We start from the raw sequence: 24,228 nt of genomic DNA, 5'->3' as shown, positions 1-24,228 counted from the left end.
CGGCCCACCGGCGCTACTTCTGTGGCGGGGTGCCGCTGCCCTGGTCCCGGCCGCCGTCCGGGATCACCGGGAGCGTCACCTTGGAGGGGTGCGCCGCGTCGTGCAGCACGGTCTGTTGTGCGGTGCGCCGCTCGGTGGACTCCCCCAGCCAGCTGCCGGTGTTCGGGTTCGGATCGTACTGGGGGTAGTCGCTGGAGGAGATGTCGAGCCGGATGCGGTGGCCCTTCTTGAAGAGGTTGCTGGTCGGCCACACCTTGATCTTGTACTCGTACACCGTGCCGGGGACGATCGGCTTCGGCTCGCCCGGCGACTCGCGGTAACTGGCCCGGACGATGCCGCTGTTGAGGTTCACCGCGGTGCCGTCGGGGTGGACGTCGATGAGCTTGGCGGTCCAGTCGGTGTCCGGTGCCGAGGACCTGGCGTGGAGGGTGACCGTGATGGGGCCGGTGACCTCGGTGTCCTTGGCGAGCGGGGCGCCGGTGTAGACGGCGATGTCGGGGCGCTGTTCGATCTGCTGCTGGTCGTAGGGGCCCTGGGTGCTGATGGCCGCCGTGCAGCAGGAGTGTCCGCCGACGCTGGGCACCGGGTTGCGCGGGTCGTAGGTGTAGTGGTCGGCGGGGGTGTTCCTGGCGGGCGGGGTGGTGGACAGGGTGCCGTCCTGGGTGTTGCCCGTCGCGTGGCCGGTGCTGGAGAGGTAGTAGTCGGTCCAGCGGGTCTGCGGGAGCGGCCAGGAGGGCGCGGTGCGCCACTTGTTCGCGCCCATGACGAAGTAGTCGACGCCGTTCTTGCGGACGCCGTTGTCCTTGCCCTTGAGGTGGTGGTCCCACCAGGCGAGCATCATCTCGTTGACGGGGCTGTTGCCGACCGGGCCGATCTGCTTGAGCAGCGGGGCCGGCGTGCTGGTCGGGCGGCCCCAGCCGGTGTGGTCCCACGGCCCGATGACCAGCCGCTGGTTCGCGCGGGCCGAGGCCGAGCCGCCGCGCTCGGCCATGCCCTGGTAGTTGCGGACCGATCCGTCCAGGAAGGCGTCGTACCACCCGGCATAGTTGAGGACCGGGATGTCGACCTTCCCGTAGTTCTCCTTCGGGGCCCACCGGCGCCAGTAGTCGTCGTACGTACGGTGCTTGATCCAGTCGAAGAAGTACGGGGCGACCTTCGGGTCACCGGGATGGAACGGCTCGAAGCGGTTGTACGGGGCGGTGCCCAGCCACTTCTGCACGTCCTGGTAATCGCGGTTGACCTGGTGGTACGTGTCCCAGTCGCGGCGGTTGGCGGCGGCGGACGGGACGATCTTGCGCATCGCCCACGGGATCACGAAGTTCAGCCGGAAGGCGCCGCCTTCGTAGGTCCAGCCGTCGAAGTAGTCGTCGGAGGTCTTGTCGGGCACGATCGTCTTCAGATGCGGCGGACGCTCCTGGGCGGCGAGCCACTGGGTGGCGCCCACATAGGAGGAGCCGTACATCCCGACCCTGCCGTTGGAGCCGGGCAGCCGGGCCGCCCACTCCACGCTGTCGTAGCCGTCCTTGCCCTCGTTGGCGAACTCGTAGAAGTCGCCGCCCGAGGCGTACTGCCCGCGCACGTCCTGCACCACGACGAGGTAGCAGTGCGAGGCGAACCACTCCGGGGACTGGTAGCTGGAGGGCTGGACCTCGGCCGCCTCCTTGCCGTACTGGGTACGCATCAGGATGACCGGCACCTTCTCCTTGGTGCGCGGCCGGTACACGTCCGCCCGCAGCACGGTGCCGTCCCGCATGCGCGCCCCGGCATCGGTGGTCTTCCCCACCGCGCAGGGGCCTTTGCCGGTGTCCGGCGGCCAGGCGCCGTCCTCGGAGCCCTGCGCCGGTGCAGGCGCGGTCTGGAACGCCAGCGCGCAGGCTCCGGTGAGCGCCAAGGCCGTCCAGCCGGCCTTCCGTGCCCGCCGCTTCACCGCCGCACCTCCCCTCCGCCGCCCGCGTGCAGCGTGTCCGGGCCGATGTCCGCGAGCGTGGTGCACCCGGACAGTCCCATCGTCAGGTCGAAGTCCGCGAGCAGGCCGCGTACGACGTGCTCCACGCCCGCGGCGCCGCCGAGGGCCAGCCCGTAGACGTACGGGCGCCCCAGCAGCACCGCCCGCGCGCCCAGGGCCAGCGCCTTGAACACATCGGCGCCGCTGCGGATACCGGAGTCGAAGAGCACCTCCGTCTCGGTGCCGACCTCCGCCACCACGTCGACCAGCGCGTCCAGGGCGGCGACCGCCCCGTCCACCTGCCGGCCGCCGTGGTTGGACACCACGATGCCGTCCATCCCGGCCCGCACCGCCCGGCGCGCGTCCTCGGGGTGCACGATGCCCTTCAGGACGATCGGGCCGTCCCAGTGCTCCCGCAGGAAGCCCAGTTCGTCCCAGGTGTGCGCCTTGCCGCTGAAGATCGGCAGCCACTGCATGGCCGCGCCCTGCGGGTCCTCCTCGACCGGCCGCTCCAGCCGGGAGCGGAAGACCGGGTCGGACAGCGGGATCGCCACCCCGTCGCCGCGCAGGAACGGCAGATACGCCTGGTCGAGGTCGTGCGGTCGCCAGGCGAGCTGCCAGGTGTCCAGGGTGACGACCAGGGCCGTGTAGCCGGACGTGCGGGCCCGCTTGAGGATGCTGGCGGTCACCTCGTCGTCGTGCGGCCAGTACAGCTGGAACCAGCGCTGCCCGTCGCCGTTGGCCTCGGCGACCTCCTCGATGGTGTGCGAGGCGGCGGTGCTCAGCACCATCGGCACACCGGTGGCCGCGGCGGCGCGGGCGGTGGCCAGCTCGCCTTCCGGGTGGACCTGGGACTGCACCCCGATCGGGGCGAGGACGACGGGGGCGGGCAGTTCGCTGCCCAGTACGGTGGTGCGCTGGTCGCGGGCGGTGGCGTCGCGCAGCATGCGCGGGACGATGCGGTGGCGGTCGAAGGCGGCGCGGTTGGCGCGCGCGGTGGCGCCGGTGCCGGCCGCGCCCGCGATGTACCAGTAGGGCTTGGGGCCGAGGCGGTCGCGGGCCTGGTCCTCCAGAGCTCCGAGGTCGGTGGTGAAGGGCGGGACCGCGTCCTGGAGCCCTCGCACGTAGATCTGGTACTGGTAGTCCGCGTAGCCGCGTTCGGGCGCTGTCATGTGCTGGTGTGCTCCTTCGTCCGTTCTTCCGGTTCGGCGGCCGGCTTTGGGGGCGTGCTGCGGCCCAGTCCGAGCAGGAGCAGGGCCAGTTGCGCGCCGGCCGGGCCCAGCGCCTCCTGGTAGCCGCGCAGTACGGCGTTCTCCCAGGCCAGGTCCGTACGGGGGTGTCCGACGGCGCGGCGCGCGTCCTGGAGGCGGCGGTCCTCGGCGGTGCGCAGGCGGATGAGCCGGGCGATGTCCCGGTCCAGTTCGTGGATGCGGGACCGGTGGCGAGCCGGGCTGTCGAGGCCGCCCACGCCGCCGTTCACCGCGTCGGTCCGCCCGTTCACGGCCGGTCCGGCTGCCGCAGGAGGCGGTGGTACGCGGCGGCCACCCGGGCCACGAACGCGGTGGACACCTGGTCCGGCCGGTGCCCGAAGATCACCTCGGCGCCGCCCGCGCCGTCCGGCCACACCTCCACCTCCAGCTCGTGGACGGCCCGCGGTGCCGGTTCCCGTACGGGCTCGGTTCCGCAGCCCGCCAGCTCCAGGCGCTGCGGCGGCCCCTCCTGGAGCGCGAACATCGTCTGGAAGAGCGGATGCCGGGTCCGGTCCCGTGCCGGGTCGGCGGCCAGCCGTACCACCTCCTCGAACGGCACGTCCTGCGCGGCCAGACCCGCGTGGATGCTCTCCAGGAGGCGGGGCAGCGCGTCCGCCGTGCCGTCACCGGCCGGGCGCATCCGGAAGCAGACCACGTCGATCAGGCAGCCGACCGCGTCGGCGGTGTCCGGGTGGTAGCGCTTGGCGACGGGCGCGCCCACCGCGAGGTCGTGCTGCCCGGTCGCGGCGGCCAGGGCTTCGGCGTAGACCGCCAGCAGCACCGCGAAGCGGGTGCTGCCGTGGTGCCGGGCCCGCTCTTCCAGAGCCGCGTACTCGGTGGCGGAGAGGGTGAAAGTGGGCGCCGCGCCTTCAGAGGGTGTCTTTTCGGGGGACGGCAGGGCCAGCGGCGGCACGCCGGTCAGTTCGTCACGCCAGTACGCGCGCTGCTCCTCGCCGGTGTGTCCGTTCACCTGCGCGCGGTGGCCCGCCAGGACGGCCGCCAGCGGGGCGGGGCGCGGGGCCCTGGGCTCCTCGCCGCGCAGCCGGGCCGCGTAGGCCGCCGACAGGTCCTCGGCCAGCGGCCGCGCGGAACCGCCGTCGAAGGCGATGTGGTGTACGACGATGCCCAGCCACCAGCGGTCACCGGCCGCCGAGGGCACCATGACGCACCGCCAGTTTGCTCCGGAGCCGATGTCCAGCGGCCGGTGCAGCTCGGTGTGTACGGCCGTGAGCGCGGCCGTCTCGTCCCCGGCCGGATCGAGGACCCGTACGTCCACCGGCGCGGCCGGGCCGTCCAGGAGTGCCACCGGGCGGCGGTCGAAGACATAGCGGGCGTGCAGCGACTGGTGCCGCCGGTGTACGTCGTCCGCGGCGGCCCGGAACGCCTCCGGGTCGAAGGCGCCGGTCACCCGCCACAGCAGGACGCAGTGCGCCGAGGTGTCGGACGGGTCGAGCTGCTGCTCGTACAGGAAGCCGGTCTGGACGGGGAGCAGCGTCAGCGGGCCTGTGAGCACGGGCTGGGTGGACTCCCCCGGCTCCGCCTGCCGCTTCTCGATCCACTCCGCCAGGTCGCGTACGGTCGGGCCCGCGATCAGTACGGAGGCCGGTACCGGGACGCCGGTGCGCCCGCCGATGCGGACGCACAGCCGGGCGCCGTCCAGCGAGGTGCCGCCCAGCTCGAAGAACGAGGCGTCGGGGGGCACGTCGTCCGGGTCCCGGCGCAGGATCTCGGCGAAGGCCGCGGTGACATGGGCTGCTGCCGAGCCGTCCACTACGTCACAAAGCCCAGGCGCGTCGGCCCGGCGCCGGGCCGCTTCCGTGCGCGCGGTGATCAGGTCCAGCAGCGCGGCCGTATCCAGCTTTCCGTTGTCGGTCAGCGGGAAGGCCTCCACGGCGGCCAGTTCCCGGGGCACCAGGTACTCCGGCAGCCGCTCGGCCAGCGTGCGGCGCACCGTCTCCGCGCTCACCGGCTCCCGGCCGTCCCGCACCGTGTACGCGGCGGCCAGCCCCACGCACCGCCCGTCCTCCATCAGCGGGACGGCGGCGCACCGGAGCACTCCGGGCACCCGGGCCGCCGCGGCTTCCACTTCGCCCGGCTCGATGCGGTGTCCGTGCACCTTGACCTGGCGGTCGCGGCGGCCCGCGTAGTGCAGGGTGCCGTCGACGGAGCAAAAGCCCAGGTCGCCGGTGCGGTAGACGCGGCGTACGGTGCCGTCCAGCGGAAGGTCGACGAAGCTGCGCGCGGTCTGCTCCGGGTCCGCGAGGTAGCCGCCGGCCAGTCCGGCGCCCGCGACGCAGATCTCGCCGGTGGTGCCCGGCGGGACCGGCCGCGACTCCTCGTCCAGGACGAACACGTCGGTCCGTCCGACCGGGCGGCCCACCGGGATCTGCGTGCCCGGCGCCTGGTCGTCGGCGACATCGGCGGGCGTGATCCGGTGGGCGGTGGCGAAGACCGTCGTCTCTACGGGGCCGTAGCCGTTCACCAGCGTGATGTGGGGGTGCGCCCGTACGAAGCGGCGGACGTGGGCGGGCGAGAGACGTTCGCCGCCCGCCATGAGCTGCCGCAGCCCGTGGAAGCAGTCCGGGTCCTCCTCCACGAGCAGGTGGAACAGCGAGGCGGTGAGCCACAGCGTGTTCACGCCCGCCCGGCGTACGAGGTCGCGCAGCCCGTCCGCCGTCAGGTAGGGCTCGTCCACGAGCACGGAGGTGCCCCCGTTGAGCAGCGCTCCCCACAGTTCCAGGGAGGCGGCGTCCCAGGGCAGCGGGGCGGCCTGTGGCCAGACCGTGTCGGGGCCGAGATCGGCGAAGCGGGAGGCCGGTTCGGCCGTGAACAGCCGTACCGTTCCGGCGTGCGGTGAGAGCACGCCCTTGGGGCGGCCGGTGCTGCCGGAGGTGAAGAAGACGCAGCAGGTGTCCGTCTCCCGTACGGGCACCGGCGGCAGGGGCTGGGCGCCGGCGGCGGCTTCCTCGATGTCCGTGCCGGGCACCCACACCGGGACGGGCGGGGTCTCCTGGTGTCCCGGAGCGGCAGCGATCAGCGGGGCGTCCGCCCGCCTCGTCAGTTCGGCGATCCGGGGCGCGGGCCAGCGGGGGTCGAGGGCCGCGTAGGCGGCGCCCAGTTTGAGGATCGCCAGGAGGGTTGCCACGTAGCGCGGGGAGCGGGGCATCAGGACGGGCACGATGTCTGCGGCGCGTACTCCTGCCGCGGCGAGTTCGGCCGCGTAGGCGTCCGAGGCGCGGTCCAGCGTCCGGTAGCTCACGGTGCGCTCCCCGTGGAGCAGGGCGGTGGCGTCCGGGCGCTCGGCCGCCCGCTGCCGGAAGATCTCGTGTACGGCCGTCATCGTCCACCCCCGGAACCCAGCCGCTGCGGCTCGTTCTCGTACGGATCACTGGTGTGCCGGTCGTCCGGCGCCTCCGGCGCAGCCGTCTGCGCGCTGTCCGACGGGCCGTGCAGCCGCCCGAGCCGCGGCGCCAGGGCCACGCACGCCACACACCCCGCGCCCAGCACCACGGCCAGCAGCCACGGCTGTCCGCCGGTGAGCAGCCGGCCGCCGAGCAGCGGGCCCAGGACCAGGCCCCCCGACATGGCCGCGGAGTAGGCGCCGTTGTACCGGCCGCGTACCGGATCGCTCGCCAGCGTGTTGACGAGGGTGGGCAGTGCCACGGCCAGCAGTGCCTCCCCCACGGCGAACACCGCCAGCGCGCCGATCACCAGCGCGGCCTGTACCGCGGTGCTGCTGCTGACGGTGGCCAGCAGGAGCAGCAGCCAGCTGGCCGCCCAGCTTCCGGCGGTCCCGGCGAGCAGGACGGCGGGCCGGGAGCGGGAGATGCGGGTGACCGCCGCGAACTGGATCAGCACGATGCAGCAGGTGTTGGCCACGAAGCCCCACGCCATGATCCGCGCGTCCATGCCGCGCACCGCGACCAGCCCGGGAATGCTGGACTCCAGCTGCCCGTACCCCACCACCATCAGCGCGACGGTGAAGGCGAGCACCTTGAGCAGCGCGCGGTCCCGGAGGACGACGGCGTAGCCGCGGGGCCCGGCGGCGGGTTCTGCCGCTGCCGGGTCCGGGCGTTCCGGCCCCCGCCCCACCGCGAGGACGAGGACGGCGCCGGCCGCCAGGAACGACAGGCCGTCACAGACGTACAGCAATTGGAAGCGGCCCGGATCGGCCGTCGAGGCGAAGATTCCGCCGAGCAGGCCGCCGAGCCCCACCCCCGCGTTGAGCCCGACGAACTGGAGCCCGAACACGGTGGACCGGGCCTCGCCCGTCACGCTCCGGCCGATGGCGGTGTTCCAGACGGAGAGCATCGCGCCGTACGCCAGTCCGTAGGCCGACCCGGCCAGCACCGCGCCGCCCACCCCGGTGACCAGCGCGAACGAGGCCGTGCCGAGGGCCGCGAGGGCCATCGCGGCGGCGGCCGTGGCGCGCAGCGAGCGGCCGTCGGCCAGCCGTCCGGCCAGCGGCCCGCCGAGCAGCGAGGCCACCGCGATCACCGAGATGACGGCGGTGGCGGCGCCGACGGGCAGCCCGCGCACCCGGGTCAGATACAGGACCAGGAACGGCTGGACCAGTCCGGTGCCCACCGAACTGACCAGGTTGGCGCCCATCACCGCCCGGGTGCGGGGCGGGAGTTGCCGCAGGGCGGCCACAGACTGGATCTTCACGGCCGGGCGGTCTCCTCGTGCCCGGCTCCGTGCGCCGTCACCGCGGCGGTGACGGCCCGCAGCGAGGCGTCCGCCAGCAGCGCGCTCAGCGCCACCGGGGCGCCGAACTCCTCGCGCAGCCGCTGCACCAGGGACATGGCCTGGAGGGACGTGCCGCCCAGGGCGAAGAAGTCGTCCTCCGGGCCGATGGGCGTCCCGGTGTCCAGGTCCAGGATCTCCCGCCAGATTCCGGCGGTCCTCTCCTCTGCCGTCGGCATGTGTTCATTCCTCCACGGGACGTAGTAGAACGGCGGCGGCGTGCACCGCGCTGGTGCCGAGCAGTACGACGGGGGACGGTGCGCCGCCCCCGGCCGTACGGTCGGCGAGATTGATCAGCGGGTCGCTGCCCAGACAGTGCGCGATACGCGGCACGTTGTCCAGGTACACCTGCGAGTCGGCGATTCCGGCCTCGCCCAGGAACGTCCGCAGGGCGTCCCGGGCGAGGTTGCTGGGCAGCACGGCACCGGGCCCCAGGTCGCGGGGCGTCAGCCCCGTCGCTTCCCACAGGTCGGCGAACAAGCCTTGATACATGGCCAGTTGAGCAGACATACGATGGCCCGGCGTGGCAGCCTCGGCAGCAATTCCGCGGGCCCCGCCGAGCACTTCCCAGCCGTACCGCCGCCCGGAGACGACGGCCGCCGCGGCCCCGTCCCCGGCGACCGCCGTGCCGCCCAGCACCACCCGGCCGCCCGGCAGCACCGTACGCACCAGGTCCCCGGAGACCACCAGCACCGTGCCGGACGCGCCCGACCGCACCAGGGACGCCGCGATGTCGAAGGCGGCGATGGCGGTGGAGCAGTCGGCCAGGCCCAGCATCACCGGGTAGGCGCGGCGCAAACCGAGGTCGCTCAGCAGGCCCGCGAGGGCGGTCCTGTCCGGGCCGTCGGCGGGCAGCGACTCGGTCGCGAGCAGCACCGTGTCCACCGTGGCCGGGTCGGTTCCGGAGGCATCCAGCGCGCCGCGCATGGCCGGGCCGAAGAGGTCGAGGATGCCGCCCTCGGCCTCGCGGTACTCGGCGAAGCCGGTGCCCGCGTCCGGTGGTCCGCCCGCGTACTCGGGGAGTTCGGCGACCTTGCGGCGTATCGCGCCCAACTCCGCGCCGAGGCCGTTCACATGGGCCGCCGCCGTACTCATCCCGCCCCCGCCGGCAGCGGGCGCGCGCCCAGCAGCACCGCCGCCAGGTGGGAGATGCCCGCGCCGAGCAGCACGAGGCGGTCCTCCGGGCCGCCCGCGTCCTCCCCGGCGGCCTTGGTCTCCGCGAGCCGGTCCGCGAGGTTGATCAGCGGGTCGCTGCCGAGGCAGTGCCCGATCCGGCCGACGTTGCCCAGCGCGAGCCGGTCGCCGCCGTAGCCGACGTCGGAGAGGTAGATCTCCAGGACGTTGCGCGCGAAGTTGCTGGGCAGGACGGCCCGTACCTCCTCGGGCCGGACCGGGTGCCGCTCCGCGAGCCGGGCGAACAGTTCGCGGTGCGCGGCGATCCGGGCCGCCAGCTGCTGCCGCGCGGGTTCCCCGGAAAGGCTCTCCGGTGCGGCGTGGTGGGCCATGCCCAGCACCGGCAGTCCGGCCGCGGTCGCCGATACCAGGGCGGTGGCGGCGGCGTCGCTGGCGATGGCCGCGCCGCCCGCGACGACGCGTTCGCCGCCGGTGGCGTGGTCGGCCAGATCGCCGGTGACGACCAGGACATGGCGGGCGCTGCCGTCCCGGACCAGGGAGGCCGCGGTGCCCACGGCGGCCATGGCGGTGGCGCAGTCCATCAGGCCGAGCGTGCTCGCGGTGGCGCGGGTCAGCCCGATGTCCTGGAGCAGTTCGGCCACGTCCCGGTGGGCCGTGCGGTCGCGCGGCAGCGAGTCGGTGGCCAGCAGCACGAGATCGACCTCGTCGCCCGGCACCCCGGCCTCGCCCAGGGTGCGCTGGGCCGCGGCGGCCATCAGCTCCACCACCTGCCCGTCCGACCAGTGGTAGGTGTCGAACCCGGCGGCCGGGGCGGTCAGCCGGGCCGCGGTGTCGGGGTCCGCGAGCAGTTCCGGCAGCTCGGTGACGGGGTCGGCGTACTCGCCCAGCTCGTAGGCGGGGGCACACAGCCGTGCGGTGGTCATGCCCGGCCTCCCGCACCGGCCGCCGCCCCGGCCAGGGCCGTGAACCGCTCGGCGAGGCGGCGCACGGTGGCCTCGTCGTACAGCTCGCTGTCGTACTCGAACCAGCCCTCGGTGCCGTCCGGTCCGGGGTAGACGGCCAGTGTCAGGTCGTAGCGGGCGGTGCCCTTGTCGAGGTCGGCGGTGTCCGCGCGGGCGCCCTGGATCTCCCGGCCGCCCTCGCCGAGGTTGTCGAAGACGAAGACGGCGTCGAGGAGGGGGTGGTCGCCCGGCACCCGGGCGGGCCGTACCTCCGCGGCGACCAGTTCGCCCGGGTACGCGGCGTGCCGGAGTCCGGCCCGGGTCGCCGTGCGGACGGCCCGGACGCGGGCGGCGTGCGAGCCGTCGCCCGCGTCCCGCAGCCGTACGGGCAGGACATTGAGCAGGTAGCCGGCCACCTCGGCGGTGCCGGGCCGGTCCCGGCCCGCGGTGAACGTGCCGAGCAGCACGTCCTGCCGTCCGCCGAACTCGGCCAGCGCGGCCCAGGCCACGGCCAGCCATCCGGCGTACGCGGTGGCCGCCTCGTGCTGTGCCGCCGCGGCGATTCCCTCGGTGACGGCCCGGGACACGGTGAAGTCCACCCGGCCGCCCTTGCGCGAGGTGCCGTCGGCGGGGCGGGGCCGGTCGGTGGGCAGCGGCGGCGGCGCGTCGGCCACCTCACCGGCCCAGTACGCGGCCGCTTCCTGGCCCGCCGGGCTGCCGAGCCACTGGCGCAGCTCGCGGGCGTAGTCGCTGAAGGCGGGCGCGGCGGCGGGCTCGGTGTCGGCGGGCCGGGCCAGTTCGTCCAGCAGCAGTTCGAAGGACCACGCGTCGAAGACGAGGTTGTGCACCACGACCAGCAGCCACGCCTCGTCGGGCGCGGGCCCTTCGGCGAGGGTGACCCGCAGCAGGGGCCCGGCCGCCAGGTCGAACGGCTCGGCGGCCAGTTCCCGGGCGAGCCGGTGTGCCGCGTCGGCGTCGGCGCAGCGGGTACGGGCCAGGAGGGGCGGCAGTTCCTCGTGCACCACCGGGCGGAGGCCCGAGCCGCCGTCCTCGAAGGTGGTACGCAGCGCCTCGTGCCGGGCCGCGAAGCCGCGTACCCGCTCGGCGAGCAGGTCGAGGTCCACCGGACCGCCGGTGAGGTGCACGGCCTGGCAGACCACGTCCACCGGGTGGCCGGGCAGCCGCTGCTGGGTCAGCCAGAGGCGGCGCTGCCCCGGGGTCAGCCTCCGCTGTTCGGCGAGCACTTGGGGAATCCGTCCGCGCAGGCGCGCACGCTGGCCGGGGGTGAGGCCGGTGAGCCGGGCGACGAGGTCGGCCCGGCAGGGGGCGGCGGTCATGCGTAGCGCCTCCGGAGTTCGTTGAGGTAGCTCAGGCTCTGCACGACGAGGTCCTCGTCGACGCCGAAGTCGATCAGGCAGGCGATCTCGTTGACGCCCATGCCCTGGAAGCGGTCGACCACCGCGGCGCAGGAGTCCGGGGTGCCGAGCAGCGCACCCTTCTCGAAGTACTTGTCGAAGGCGAACTTGATCAGTTCGTCCTGGTCGTCGGCCGAGATGTCGCGGACGCCGGCGCCCGGCGCCAGGTTCTTCTTCTGCGAGTCGATGACGGTGAAGAAGGAGCGCAGATAGTCGCTGAACGGCGGCCAGACGGTCTCCCTGACCTCGTCCAGGTCGGTGCCGATGAAGGTGTGCAGCATCAGCGTGACCGTGGTGCTGTCCGGGTCGTGCCCGTACTCCTCCAGGGTCTTGTAGTAGACCGCGAGCTTCTCCTCCAGCTCCTCGTTGGTCATGTCGATCAGCGCGGTCAGCACGTTGCAGCCGAGCCGTCCGGCCGTCTCGAACGTCTCCACGCTCTTGGTGCAGGTCAGCCAGATGGGCAGTTCGGGCTGCACGGGCTGCGGGTGCAGCTCCACCTCGACGTGGTTGCCCAGGCCGTCCTGGACGTAGACCGGCGCGCCCTCCCACAGTTCGCGGATGGTGCCCACCGCGTCGAAGGTGCGCTGCCTGCGGTCGGACCAGCCCTCCGGCCGGATGGCGAAGTCCAGCGGGCTGAAGCCGGTGGCCAGGGCGATGCCGGCGCGTCCGCGGGAGAGGTTGTCGACGACGGCCCACTCCTCGGCGACCCGGATCGGGCTGTGCAGCGGGAGGATGACGCTGCCGGCCCGGATCTGGAGGCGCTGGGTGTGCATCGCCAGGCCCGCGCCGAGGACGGAGGGGTTGGGGTAGAGGCCGCCGAAACGGTGGAAGTGCCGCTCCGGGGTCCAGATGGCGGTGAAGCCGTTCTCGTCCGCGTAGCGGGCCGCGTCGAGCACGAAGCGGTATTTGTTCTTCTCGTCCCCGGAGAAGAAGATCAGACTGAAGTCCACGGTCAGCGCTCCTGTTCCTGCCGGTCCTGGCCGGTCGGGCCGTCCTGCCGCACCTCGGCCAGCAGGCGTTCGATGTCGTACGGGTCGAGTGCGGCCAGCTGCGCGGCCAGCGCGCCGATGTCGTCGCCGGTGTCCCCGGCAGACGCGTCGGCCGCCCCCGTACCGGCCTCCGTCCGCGCGTCCAGCCGCTCCTGTACGAGCCTGGCCAGCGCGGCGGGCGTCGGCTCGCCGAGCACGTCGGCCAGCGGCACCTCCACCGAGAACTGGTCCCGCAGGTCCGACAGCAGCCGCACGATCAGCAGCGAGTCGCCGCCGAACTCGAAGATGTCCCCGTCCAGCGGCATGTCCTCGGCGCCGAGCGCGCCGCGCACCAGCCGCGCCACCTGCCCGACGAGGTCGTCCGCCGCCTCCTGCCCTTCGGCGTCGGCCACGGCCGCGGCGGCACCCGCCGTCGGCCGGGCGATCCGCTCGTCGCGCACCCACTGGTCGAGCCGGTGCCCGATGTCCCAGGTGGACACGGCGACATGGGAGACATCGCGCAGTGTCAGCAGGCGGCGGATCGCCTCCAGGCCCTCTTCCGGCTGGATCGCCTTGTCGTCCATGCTGCGGCCGATCGCGGAGATCGCCCGCTTCTCGTCCTGGTGGTGCTGCCACACGTCCCACGCCGCGCTGATCCACACCGTACGGTCCAGGCCGCGGTTGGCCCGCTCGGCGGCGGCGTCCATGAAGTGGTTGGCGGCGCCGTAGCCGAGCAGCCGCAGCCCGCCGAGCACACCGGCCAGCGAGGAGAGCAGCAGCACGAAGTCCACGTCGTGGCCGGACAGCACCTTCTCCAGCGCGATCTGGCCGTGCGCCTTGGGCACGAAATGCCACTCGCACTGCTCGGCGCTGGCCGCGGTGATGGCCCGGTCCCACTGCTCGCTGGGCAACCCGGCCGCGTGCACGACCCCGTGCAGCGCGCCGAAGTGCGCGGTGACCTGGTCCACCGCGGCACGCAGCGCGTCCTCGTCGGCCACGTCGGCGTGTACGAGGAGAGGTTCGCCGCCGCCGTCCTCCAGGGCCCGCAGCCGCTGGATGCGCAGCGAGGTCCCGTCGTCCTCGTCGTGCGCGTCCAGCCAGGCGTCCCACTCCGCGCGGTCGGGCAGCGGGTCGCGGGTGAGCAGCGCCAGCCGGACGCCCGGGCACTCGCGGCGCAGCCACTTCGCGATCGTGGCGCCGATCTCGCCGAGGCCGCCGGTGATGAGGTAGACGCCGTCCTCGCGCAGCCGGGAGGCGGCCTTGGCGGTCCAGTCGGCGCGTACCGGCTCCAGGTCGGCGATCCAGCGGGTGGCGCCGCGCAGCGTGGTGGCGACCTCGGGGCGGCGCTGCCCGGCGAGTTCGGCGGCGAGCGTGCGCAGCGAGCGCTCGTCCACGGCGGCCGGCAGGTCGAAGTGCCGGGAGCCGATGTTGCCGTGCTCCTGGCCGATGACCCGGGCGGCGACGGCGAGCGGCACCAGTTCGGCCGCCGGTTCCGGTTCGGCCGGGCTGACGGCGTAGGCGCCCGCGCTGATCAGGTCAAGCTGCAGCGGCTTGGTGACGCCGTGTTCGCTGAGCGCCTTGACCAGGGCGATCAGGCTGTAGAGGCCGTGCCGCTGGGCGGTCTCGAAGCGCTCCCGGCCGCGTTCGGCGGGCAGCGGGGCGGTGGACCAGGCGTGCAGGACGCGGTCCGGCAGCCGCTCCTCGGCCAGCAGGTCGGCGATGAGGCGGGCGTGGTCCTCCTCGGAGTCCGGCCGCAGCGTCCAGGTGTCGCCGTCCCGCCCGTACGCCGTACCGGCCCGTACGGTCAGCACCTCCCCCGCGCAGGCGTGCGCGGCGAGCCGGGCCGCGGTGCCCTGCTCGTCGGCGAAGAGCAGCACGGGGTCGGCGACCGGCTCGGCGGGCGCGTCGAGGGTGCCGACGGCCTGGCGCCAGACCGGGGCGGAGAACCACTCGTCCAGGGGGAGTTTGCGCACGCCGTCGCCGGAGCCGCCGCCCGCGCCGGTCAGCGTCCCGGTGCCGGGTTCGACCCAGTAGCGGGTGCCTTCGAAGGGGTACGTCGGCAGCGGTACCCGGCGGCGCCCGCGGCCCGCGTAGTAGCCCTGCCAGTCCACCGGCAGGCCGGCCGCCCACAGCCGGCCGAGCGCGGCGGTCACCGCGGTCAGGTCGGCGCCGGCGTCCCGGCCGCGGGCGGCGGAGGTGACGACCGGTACGCCGGTCTCCCGGTCCGGGTGCCGCCGGGTGAAGGTGGCGAGCGTCTGGCCGGGACCCACCTCCAGGAAGACCGGGGGCTCGCCGTCGAGCACGGTGGCCACGTCGTCCGCGAACCGTACGGTCTCGCGCAGGTGACGCCCCCAGTACGCGGGGTCGGTGGCCTCCTCGTCGGTGATCCAGGTGCCGGTCCGGTTGGACAGGAACGGGACCTCGGGGCGGTGCAGCGGGACCTCGCGCAGCAGCTCGGTGAGCGGGCCGACGGCCGGGTCCATCATGGCCGAGTGGAAGGCGTGCGAGGTGACGACCTTCCGGTGGGCGACGCCGTCGGCGGCGAGCCGGGTGGTGAGCGCGCGGACCGCGTCCTTGGGCCCGGCCACGGTGCACACCGCGGGTTCGTTGACCGCGGCGAGCGCGACCTCGCCGTCCTCTTCGAGGTACGGGGCCAGTTCGGCGGGCGGCAGCATGACCGCCGCCATCACCCCGCCGGGCAGCTCGTCCACCAGCCGGCCGCGCTCGGCGATCACCCGCAGGGCGTCGGGGAGCCGGAAGACCCCGGCGAGGGTGGCGGCCACGTACTCGCCGACGCTGTGCCCGATGAGCGCGGCCGGGCGCACACCCCAGGCCATCCACTGCCGGGCCAGCGCGTACTCCACCACGAACAGCGCGGGCTGGGTCAGCCGGGTGCGGTTGAGGTCGTGCGGGGTGCCGGTGTACTCGCGCAGCCGCGGGTAGAGGGCGTCCCGCAGGTCCAGGCCCAGGTGCGGTTCCAGGAGTCCGGCGCACTCGTCCAGTACCTCGCGGAACACCGGCAGGTGCTGGTACCAGCCCTGGCCCATGCCGGGGTGCTGGGCACCCTGGCCGGGGAAGAGCAGCACCACGGGCCGGTCGGCGGGCTGTCCGGAGTCCTGGTGGGTGAAGCGCGGATCGCCGCTGCGGAGCGCGCGTACGGCCGTCTCGCGGTCCGGGACGGTCAGTACGGCGCGGTAGTTGAAGGTGCGGCGGGCGGTGGCCAGCGTGTAGGCGGCGTCCTCCAGGGCGGTGTCGCCCAGCGCTTCGGACGCGTCCTCGCCGGGTGCCGTGGCCTCCAGGTGGTCCGCCAGTTCCTGGCGGGCGGTCTCCAGCGCGGCCGGGGACTTGGCCGAGACCGGCAGCAGTACGACGGGGTCGGCGGGGCGTACCGCCGGGGCGGGCGCCGGAGCTTCCTCCAGGACGACGTGCGCGGTGGTGCCGCCCATGCCGGTGGAGGTGACCGCACAGCGCAGCGGATCACCCTCCGCCCCCGGCTGCCACGGCTCGACCTCCGTCCCGACGCGGAAGCGGGTGCCCGCGACCTCGCACTGCGGGTTCCACTCGGTGAAGTGCGGGGTGGGCACCAGCGTGCGGTGGCGCAGCATCAGCACGCACTTGATGAGCGAGGTGACGCCGGCGGCCGTGCTCAGGTGGCCGAGGTTGGCCTTCACCGACCCGATCGTCAGCGGCGGCGCGCCGTCCACCTGGTAGGACTGCGCGGCAGCGGCCAGTTCGATGGGGTCGCCCATCTTCGTACCCGTACCGTGCGCCTCCAGGTAGCCGACGGTCGCGGGGTCCACGTCGGCCACGGCCAGCGCCTCGGCCAGTACGGCGGCCTGGCCGGTGACGCCCGGCGCGGTGTAACCGACGCGGTCGGCGCCGTCGTTGCCGATGGCCGAGCCGCGCAGCACCGCCCAGACGGTGTCACCGTCGGCGAGGGCGTCCGCCAGCCGTTTGAGGACCACCACGCCGACGCCGTTGCCGAAGACCGTGCCGTCCGCGCCCGCGTCGAAGGGCCGCACCGTGCCGGTCTCCGAGGCGATCCCGTCGGTCTCGTGGCGGTATCCGGCCTCCTGCGGGAAGCGCAGTGCCACCCCGCCGGCCAGCGCCACGTCGCACTCCTGCGCCAGCAGGCTCTGCGCCGCCTGGTGCACCGCGACGAGCGAGGTGGAGCAGGCGGTCTGCACGGAGATGCTGGGGCCGGTGAGGTTGAGGTGGTACGAGACCCGGGTGGCCAGGTAGTTGGGGTCGTTGCCCATCAGCGTGGCCAGGTCCTGGCGCATCCTGGGCAGCGAACCGTTGAAGCCCTGCTCCCCGGTCAGCACGTTGTTCAGCAGATATGTGCTGGACAGCGCGCCCGCGAAGACGCCGATGCGGCCGTCGTACTGCTCGGAGTCGTGGCCGCTGTGCTCCAGCGCCTTCCAGGAGGACTGGAGGAACAGCCGCAGCTGTGGGTCCATCCGCTCGGCCTCGCGGGCGCTGAGGTAGAAGAAGGAGGCGTCGAAGAGGTCCGCGTCCTCGACCGTCGCGGCCCGGCGGACGTAGCGGGAGTCGGCCAGGGTCTTGGCGTCGACCCCGGCGGCGGCGAGTTCCTCCTCGTCCACGTCGCGGATCTGGTCGGTGCCCGCGAGCAGGTTGCGCCAGAACGCGTGGTGGTCGCGGGCGCCCGGCAGCCGGCAGTCCAGGCCGATGACGGCGATCCGTCCGTCGAGGTCGGCGCCGTCCGCCGCGGCGGCGTCGGCGTATGGACGGTCAGTCACTGGTTCCTCCTGCTGGTTGCTGGGGGTGCGGCGGCGGACCGGCGGGGCGCGTGCGGGCCGCGGCCCGGCGGGCACCGCCACGGGCGGCGGTGCGCCTGCGGGCGCCCCGTGCGGCGGCCGCGGCGGAGTCCTCCCGGCCGCTGCCGATGAGCCGCACCAGGCTCCGGATGGTCGGCGCCCGGTACAGGTCGGTCATCCGCAGTCCGGGCGCGACGGTGCGGGTGAGCCGTTCGTGGACGGCGGCCACCCGCAGGGACGTCCCGCCCAGGTCGAAGAAGTTGTCGTCCAGGGAGACCGCGCCGGTGCTGAGCACCTCGCGCCACGCCTCGGCCACGGCCCGCTCCAGCGGCCCGGCACCACGCGCGCCGGCGGCGGGTCCGGTCTCCCGGGCCGCGAGCGGATCGGGCAGCGCGGCCCGGTCGATCTTGTGGTTGGGCGTCAGCGGGAGCGCGTCGAGCAGCACGTACGCGGTGGGCACCGCGTGGTCGGGCAGCACCCCGCGCAGCGCCGCCCGCAGGACGGCCGGTTCGGTACACGCCCCGTCGGCCGCCACCAGGTACGCCGCCAGCTGCCGTTCGCCGAGCCGGTCGGTGAACGGCATCACCACGGCCTCGCGCACCCCGGGCAGATCCTTCAGCGCGCTCTCCACCTCTCCGGTCTCCACCCGGATTCCGGATATCTTCACCTGGTGGTCGCGGCGGCCGATCAGCAGCAGGGTGCCGTCCGCCAGCCGCCGGGCGAGGTCGCCGGTACGGTACGTCCGCCCGTCGGCGACCGCGCCGGGCGCCAGGTAGTCGCTCGCCACGACGATTTCGCCCTCGCCCGGCCCCTCGACCGGTTGCCCGTCGCCGTCCTGGAGCCACACCTGCGTCTCGGCGGCCGGGAAGCCCAGCGGGAAGACGCCGGTCGGCGGCCGGTAGTCGCGGTCGGCGACCCGCAGCAGCGCGCAGGAGCACTCCGTCGAGCCGTACGCCCCGGCCACCCGGCAGTGTGCCGCGAAGGCCCGGCGGGCGGCGTCGAGGTCGGCCAGGTGCAGGGTGTCCCCGCCGAGGGCGAGCATCCGCATGGCGGGCAGCGCGGTGCCCCGCGACTCCATGGCCCGTACGAGGGCGCGGAACACCGGGAGCGTCGAGTGGTAGACCGTGATCTCCTCGGCCGCCATCCACTCCAGCAGGCCGCTGATGCCGAGCGACTTGAGGTCGACGGGGTACAGGGCCGCGCCGTTGAGCAGGGCGGCGAAGGTGTCCTGCACCGCCGAGTCCCAGCTGTAGGCGGACTGGAGGGTGAGCCGGTCCAGCGGGCCGATGCCCAGGCCGTCGGTCCACACCCGCGCGTGGTGCAGCACGTTGCGGTGCAGCTGCGCGACCGGCTTCGGCTGCCCGGTGGAGCCGGAGGTGTAGAGGACGTACGCCTCTCCGTCGGGGTGCGCCCGCACGGCGTCCGCCGCGTCGCCCGACACGAGTTCTTCGTATGCCAACACCGGCTGCCCGTCCGCCAGTTGCCGGGCCGGCGGCAGGTGCTGCTCGGTGGCGACCAGAGCCCGTACGCCCGCGTCCCGCGCCATGAAGGCGAGGCGCGGCTCGGGGTAGGCGGCGTCCAGCGGTACGTAGGACAGTCCGGCGTGCAGTACGCCGAGCAGCGCCGCGATCATCTCGGCGCCGTGCGAGAAGAGCAGCCCGACCCGGTCGCCGGGCCGCAGCCCGGCCGCGGTCAGCGAGGCGGCGATCCGGGCCGCGCGCCCGGCGGTCTCCTGGTACGTCCAGCGCGCCTCGGGGGTGACCACGGCCTCCCGTCCGGGGTGGGCGGCGGCCTGTTCCAGGAAGCGGTGCACCAGGGTCCCGGCCTGCTCGGCGGGCGGGAACGGCCGGTGCCCGGTGGGCACTTCGGAGAGGGGAGCCGTCGTGGTCATGGCGCGGCGCTCCCTTCCGGCACGGCGGCCGGGCCGTGGGCGAAGAGGACGGCGGGGTGCGCGGGCCGCTCGCGCAGCCGCGCGTAGGCTTCGGCGGCCCGCTCCAGCGGGAGGCGCGGCAGCCCCATCAGGGCCGGGCGGATCGCGCCGGAGACGATCAGGTCCAGCGCCCTTTGCAGGTTCTCGGTGACCGTGCCCTCGCCGTCCGGCGCCGTGACCTCGGTCAGCCCGCGGGCGTACGAGGCGTCCCGGTATCCGGCGCCGCAGCGGGCCGCGTACCGGATGTCGAGGTTGCCCAGCTCCACGCTGAAGTCGATGTGCGCCGCGAACCGGCCCACGCCGACCAGCCGGGGGCGCCCCGGGGCCCGGCCCGCCCAGCGGGCGGCCGCCGCGACGGTGGCCCCGGCGTCCCCGGTGCCGCACAGGAAGACGCACCGGCCGCCGTGCCCGTTCTGCGCCGGGTCCGTGCTCCGCTCCGCGAAGAAGTCCTCCCCGTCGGCGGCGGCCAGCCCGAGCGCGGGCGCCGTGCGCAGCCGCTCCGGGCGCAGGTCCAGCAGGGTGGTCCGGGCGCCCCGGGCCGCCGTGATCTGGGCGACCAGCTGGCCGACCATGCCCGCCCCCACCACGGCCACCTCGTCGGCGGGCTCCAGCAGGGCGCGGTCCACCGCGTGCACCGCGGTCGCCGCCAGCCCCGCCACCACCGCGTCCGCCAGGTCCAGGCCGTCCGGGACCCGGCGGCACAGCCGGTACGGCACGGTGACCGCGCCGCTGTGCACGGCCTCGCCCCAGCCCATGGCGATCACCCGGTCGCCGGGCGCGAACCCGGGGGCCTGCGGACCGACCGCGTCCACCACGCCGGCCGAGCAGTAGCCGAGGACGTAGCGCTCGCCGGTGCGGGCCGAGCGGTCCAGGTAGTGCAGTTCGGTGCCCGGGCTCACCAGGCTCCATGCTGCGAGCAGCCGTATCTCGCCACGTCCCGGGGGCTGCCGCAGCACCTCCTCGACAACCGGTTCCGGACTCCCGTGCGCCACCAACTGCCGTACGGGCAACGGATTCACATCACCGAGCACTCCCCCGGCGGAGACCTCCGGCACCCCGCGCACAGCCGCCTCTTCCGTCATCGCCCCGCTCCCTCGCCGTCCCCTGCCCGCACCGCTTCGCCTTGCGGCTCGGGTGCCGCGATCCACCGCTCGTCCGGCACGATCTCCAGTTCCTCGCGGTGGCCCGGTATCGGCCCCAGCGGCACCGGGCGGCCGGAGCGCTCGTACGTGGCGCGCCGGTTGCGCTTGCGCTCCAGGCCGAGGTTGAGGCCCGCCAGGTCCACGGGCTCGTGGGTGAGCAGCCCGCGCTCCCGCCCGGCCGCCACCGCTTCGGCGCCGGCCCGGGTACGGATGAACACCCGGCCGTGCTTGGCCTGCCCTTCGCCGCTGACGCTCGCGGCGAAGATGTTCGGGTCGCCGTCGCTGACGCTCACGTCGGCCAGCCCCGACATCCAGTCCCCGCAGGACAGGCAGCGGTGCGTCTTGTTCCCGGCGAAGTCCCGGACGGCCTGCCAGAACTGCACCTGGTGGTCCACGCCGTCCCGGGTGCGGATGCCGATGTTCCCGGGGTACTCGCCCTCGCGGTAGCGCAGCCGCACCACCGACTCCACCGGTACGCGGGCACGTTCGCGGATCACCGCGGCGGTGCCCTCGGGGCGCGTACTGGACGAGCAGGCGGGCTCGACCAGGAGCACGACCTTCTCGCGTGCCCAGCGTCCGATCTCGGTGTCCATGGCCTGGAGCTTGCGCATCGCCTGGATGTGGCAGGCCACTCCGGACATGGCGACCCGGGCGTCCGGCTCCTCGGTCATGATGCGGCGCAGCGCGCCCAGATACGGGGCGAGCTGGTACGTGGACTGGGCGGTCTCCACCAGTTCGCCGGGGTCGCGGACCACCGCGGGCGCCGCCCGCCACGGCTGCCCGGCGTCCCGCCCCATGGAGAGCACCGCCGTCACGCCCAGCACCCGCATGGCCGTCTGGAGCAGCGCGGTGAGGCTGCCGCCGCTGGCGGACGCCTCGTACACCACGGGGTCCAGCGCGTGCCCGGCGACGACCTCCTCGAAGACGCCGGTCCAGCGCTCGTCGGGGGTGCGGGTGCGGCCGAACAGGCGCTTCTCGGCGGCCGGGGTGCCGGGGTCGGCTCCCGGGCAGACGTCCAGGCAGTCGGTGCACTCCCCGCAGTCGGCGGCGGTCCAGGAGGCCACGGTGAGCACCGGTTGCAGCTCATCGAAGCCGATCACCCCGGCCGGGCAGGCCAGCTCGCAGGCGCCGCACACGGTGCACAGCTCGGGAGCCAGTACGTCCTTCTCAAGCTGCTGGAAGGTCATATGAGGCCGCCGTTCCGGGCGGCCTCGGCCACCGCCGTACCGAGTGTGTCGATCAGGAACCGGTAGCCGTCGTCGTCCAGCAGCGCCGGCGGCACGATCTTGACGCTGGCGCCTTCCGGCCCGCCGCCGAACAGCAGCAGCCGGCCGCGCAGGGCGTTGCCGGTGACGGCGCGCGCCAGTTCCGGGACGGGCCGTCCGTCCCGTACACAGTCGAAGGCGGCCAGGGCGCCGGTCGTACGGACCGCACGCATCCAGGGGTGCCGGGCGGCCAGCGCGTCCAGGTCGGCGCGCAGTCGTTTCCCCAGCTGCTGCGCCCGGCCGGCCAGGTCCTCCCGTACGACCACGTCCAGGACGGCTTCGGCGGCGGCGCAGGAGACCGGGTGGCCGGAGAAGGTGGAGGTCTGCACGCCCGGCGGCAGCGCGTCGACCACCGCGCGCTCCCCCACCACGGCACCGACCGGGAAGCCGTTGCCCAGCGTCTTGCCGAGCAGCGTCAGGTCCGGCTTCTCCGTCATCAGCTCGGCGGTGAACAGGCGCCCGGCGCGGCCCAGCCCGGTGTAGATCTCGTCCAGGATCAGCAGCGCGCCCCGGGAGTGCGCCTGCCGGGCGATCTCGTCCAGCAGCTCCGGCGCCACGTCCAGGACGCCCTCGGTCACCTGGACCGGCTCCAGGATCACGGCCGCGGTGCCGCCGCGCCGGTCGGCGGCGTCCAGCGCCGCGGACAGCCCGGCCGCGAACCCGGCCGCGCCACCGGCCCCCGGCTCCCTCGGATCGGGTAATTCCGCGATGACGACCGGCGCGCGGCCGTCGTCGTTCGCGAACCCGCTGTAGGTCTTGAACTCCGCCCGCCAGGTCAGCCCCAGCGCCCCGGCCGTCTTGCCGTGGAAGCCGTAGCGGAAGCCGACCACGGCCCGGTGGCCGGTGGCCGCGCGGGCGATCTTCAGCGCGGACTCCACCGCCTCCGCGCCGGTCGTGGTGGGCAGCACCGCGGGCTCCGCGTACGGGGACAGCGCGCCGATCCGCCCGATCAGCCGCCTGCGGGCGTCCGAGCCCAGCTTGCAGCCGGTGTGCGCCAGACGCCCGGCCTGGGCGGTCACGGCGGCGATGACGTCCGGGTGCTGGTGGCCCAGGGTCGCGGCGCCGCTGCCCGCGGTCCCGTCGAACCAGGCCGTGCCGTCCTCGGTGTACAGCCAGGGGCCGCTGCCGCTGGTGAAGTCCGGCCCCAGGGTGCTGCCCGTGGACCGCGCTTCGGTACTCGCCTCACTCGTCATCACAGGGGGTCCTTTGCGATCCGGGCGCCGACGGCCCGCTGCACATCGGCGAAGTCGGGAAATGACGTGCGGTGGCAGGCGCCGCCGCGCACCGTGGTGCGCCCCGGCAGACACCCCGCGAGCGTCGCGGCGGCCATGGCGATCCGGTGGTCCTCGAACCCCGGCACCACACCGGCCCGCAGCGGCGCACCGCCGCGCACCGTCAGCCCGTCCGCCGCCACCTCGACCCGGGCGCCGAAGGCTCCGGCCATCCGCGCCGTGGTCGTCAGCCGGTCCGTCTCCTTGAACCGCAGCTCCTGCGCGCAGCCGATCCACGAGGTCCCCGGCAGCCGGGCCGCGACCACGGCCAGCAGCGGCACCTCGTCGATCAGCGCGTGCAGCAGCCACGGCTCGTCCACCCGGACGGGCCCGGCCTGCTCCAAACCCCCTCGGACCACCACGGTCCCCACCGGCTCCCCGCCGCGGGGCCGTCCCCCCTCAGTCCCTCCGTTTCCGTACTCGTACGCGATATCGGCCCCGGCCCGCCGCAGCACCTCGAAGAATCCGGTGCGGGTCGGGTTCAGGCACACGCCCGGCACACGCAGCGTGCCGCCGTCGCCCCACAGCAGGTGCGCCGCCACGGGATACGCGGCCAGCGACGGATCGGCCGGTACGTCGATCACCTCCGGCACCGTGAACGCCCCGCCACCCCAGCCGAGTTCGTGGTCCCCCTCGTCCAGCACACCGCCGAACGAGGCGAGCATCCGCTCGGTGTGGTCCCGCGAGCGCACCGGGTGCCGTACGGTCGCGGGCAGCCCCGCGGCGGCCACGGCCAGCAGGACGCCGGACCGTGCCTGCGCGCTCCCCACGCGCAGCTCCACCGTGCGCCCCGGCCGGAACACCGGCCCCTTCACCCATACGGGCAGGCAGCCGTCCTCCCCGAGGTACGCGATGTCCGCGCCCAGCTCGGCCAGCGGATCGACCAGCCAGTCCATCGGCCGGTGCCGCAGCACCTCGTCGCCGTCCACCACCGCCGCGGTGCCGCTCCCCGCGAGCACCCCGATCAGCAGCCGGGCCGCGGCGCTCGACCCGCCGGTCTCCAGATACGGCACGCCCTCGGGCCACCCGGTCACGCCCGGGTGGGGCCGCACCTGCTGCGGCACCGGTAACGCGCCACGCCGGACGGTCAGCGTGCCGCCGTCCGCGTCGACCGCCACACCCAGGGCCCGCATCGCGGGCAGCAACGCCCGTACGGCGCCGCCCAGGTTGGCGTTGCGCACCGTCAGCACCTCGGGCGCGCCGGGAAGCAGCGCCGCCAGCAGCGCCCGATGGCTGACCGACTTGTCCCCCGGTACCTCGACGCTCAGCGCACCGGCACCGACGGCCTCCCCGGCCCGCCCGCCGTCCACCACCAGATCCGGTGAATCGGTATCCGGCCGGTCGAATTCCTTCCGGGGCCCGCTGCGGGCGTCAAGCACACCTTGCTCCTGTTCCTGGGCCTGGGCTCCGGATCAGCGGACTTTCCGAAAGCCCCTTTACCAC

Annotated in this window: 16 protein-coding genes; all 16 read right to left on the bottom strand. The window is 74.4% G+C overall.

From position 1 onward, the window contains the following. Positions 1 to 13 precede the first annotated feature (13 nt). The 16 genes from CP984_RS36745 to CP984_RS36670 are packed head-to-tail and all read right to left on the bottom strand — an operon-like array spanning position 14 to position 24,164. Complete coding sequence (locus CP984_RS36745) at positions 14 to 1,927, bottom strand: CocE/NonD family hydrolase (protein ID WP_003983831.1); 1,914 nt, start codon at positions 1,925 to 1,927, stop codon at positions 14 to 16. Beyond that, the gene (locus CP984_RS36740; protein WP_003983832.1) at positions 1,924 to 3,117 is read right to left on the bottom strand and encodes a lactate 2-monooxygenase; all 1,194 of its coding nucleotides are present in this window, start codon (positions 3,115 to 3,117) and stop codon (positions 1,924 to 1,926) included. Before CP984_RS36740 ends, CP984_RS36745 begins: the two co-directional genes overlap by 4 nt. Continuing rightward, positions 3,114 to 3,446 carry a chorismate mutase family protein gene (locus CP984_RS36735; protein WP_003983833.1) on the bottom strand — a complete coding sequence of 111 codons (333 nt, stop codon included), beginning with the start codon at positions 3,444 to 3,446 and terminating at the stop codon, positions 3,114 to 3,116. The genes CP984_RS36740 and CP984_RS36735 overlap by 4 nt, the downstream gene beginning before the upstream one ends. Then, a complete protein-coding gene (locus tag CP984_RS36730) occupies positions 3,443 to 6,535 on the bottom strand; it encodes a non-ribosomal peptide synthetase (protein ID WP_003983834.1) in 3,093 nt (1,030 codons plus the stop codon). Before CP984_RS36730 ends, CP984_RS36735 begins: the two co-directional genes overlap by 4 nt. Next, entirely contained in the window at positions 6,532 to 7,863 is a 1,332-nt protein-coding gene (locus tag CP984_RS36725) for an MFS transporter (protein WP_003983836.1), read from the bottom strand. Before CP984_RS36725 ends, CP984_RS36730 begins: the two co-directional genes overlap by 4 nt. Then, positions 7,860 to 8,120, bottom strand: coding sequence for an acyl carrier protein (locus CP984_RS36720; protein ID WP_003983837.1), 261 nt, complete (start codon positions 8,118 to 8,120; stop codon positions 7,860 to 7,862). The genes CP984_RS36725 and CP984_RS36720 overlap by 4 nt, the downstream gene beginning before the upstream one ends. 4 nt (positions 8,121 to 8,124) lie before the next feature. Next, positions 8,125 to 9,036 (bottom strand): beta-ketoacyl-[acyl-carrier-protein] synthase family protein, encoded by a 912-nt coding sequence (locus tag CP984_RS36715; protein WP_003983838.1) that lies wholly within the window; start codon positions 9,034 to 9,036, stop codon positions 8,125 to 8,127. Continuing rightward, positions 9,033 to 9,998: a beta-ketoacyl-[acyl-carrier-protein] synthase family protein gene (locus tag CP984_RS36710; RefSeq protein ID WP_030177760.1), complete on the bottom strand. Its 966-nt coding sequence runs from the start codon at positions 9,996 to 9,998 to the stop codon at positions 9,033 to 9,035. Before CP984_RS36710 ends, CP984_RS36715 begins: the two co-directional genes overlap by 4 nt. Beyond that, the gene (locus CP984_RS36705; protein ID WP_030177761.1) at positions 9,995 to 11,353 is read right to left on the bottom strand and encodes a condensation domain-containing protein; all 1,359 of its coding nucleotides are present in this window, start codon (positions 11,351 to 11,353) and stop codon (positions 9,995 to 9,997) included. Before CP984_RS36705 ends, CP984_RS36710 begins: the two co-directional genes overlap by 4 nt. Continuing rightward, on the bottom strand, positions 11,350 to 12,381 hold the full coding sequence (locus tag CP984_RS36700; RefSeq protein ID WP_003986988.1) for a MupA/Atu3671 family FMN-dependent luciferase-like monooxygenase: 1,032 nt from the start codon (positions 12,379 to 12,381) through the stop codon (positions 11,350 to 11,352). The genes CP984_RS36705 and CP984_RS36700 overlap by 4 nt, the downstream gene beginning before the upstream one ends. Before the next feature lie 2 nt (positions 12,382 to 12,383). Then, positions 12,384 to 17,159, bottom strand: coding sequence for a type I polyketide synthase (locus tag CP984_RS36695; RefSeq protein WP_050498765.1), 4,776 nt, complete (start codon positions 17,157 to 17,159; stop codon positions 12,384 to 12,386). Further along, positions 17,152 to 19,068, bottom strand: a complete 1,917-nt coding sequence (locus CP984_RS36690; protein ID WP_050498764.1) for a non-ribosomal peptide synthetase — start codon at positions 19,066 to 19,068, stop codon at positions 17,152 to 17,154. Before CP984_RS36690 ends, CP984_RS36695 begins: the two co-directional genes overlap by 8 nt. Continuing rightward, positions 19,065 to 20,189, bottom strand: a complete 1,125-nt coding sequence (locus CP984_RS36685; protein WP_003985611.1) for a 3-hydroxyacyl-CoA dehydrogenase NAD-binding domain-containing protein — start codon at positions 20,187 to 20,189, stop codon at positions 19,065 to 19,067. Before CP984_RS36685 ends, CP984_RS36690 begins: the two co-directional genes overlap by 4 nt. Further along, a complete protein-coding gene (locus tag CP984_RS36680; protein ID WP_003985610.1) occupies positions 20,186 to 21,436 on the bottom strand; it encodes a Coenzyme F420 hydrogenase/dehydrogenase, beta subunit C-terminal domain in 1,251 nt (416 codons plus the stop codon). Before CP984_RS36680 ends, CP984_RS36685 begins: the two co-directional genes overlap by 4 nt. Next, positions 21,433 to 22,707, bottom strand: a complete 1,275-nt coding sequence (locus tag CP984_RS36675) for an aspartate aminotransferase family protein (protein ID WP_003985609.1) — start codon at positions 22,705 to 22,707, stop codon at positions 21,433 to 21,435. Before CP984_RS36675 ends, CP984_RS36680 begins: the two co-directional genes overlap by 4 nt. Then, positions 22,707 to 24,164: a 3-phosphoshikimate 1-carboxyvinyltransferase gene (locus tag CP984_RS36670; RefSeq protein WP_003985608.1), complete on the bottom strand. Its 1,458-nt coding sequence runs from the start codon at positions 24,162 to 24,164 to the stop codon at positions 22,707 to 22,709. The genes CP984_RS36675 and CP984_RS36670 overlap by 1 nt, the downstream gene beginning before the upstream one ends. Positions 24,165 to 24,228 lie beyond the last annotated feature (64 nt).

Source organism: Streptomyces rimosus, from assembly GCF_008704655.1.
Classification (GTDB): Bacteria; Actinomycetota; Actinomycetes; order Streptomycetales; family Streptomycetaceae; genus Streptomyces; species Streptomyces rimosus.
The sequence above is the reverse complement of the archived record's forward strand: the minus strand, read 5'-3'. Positions and strand labels throughout refer to the sequence as shown.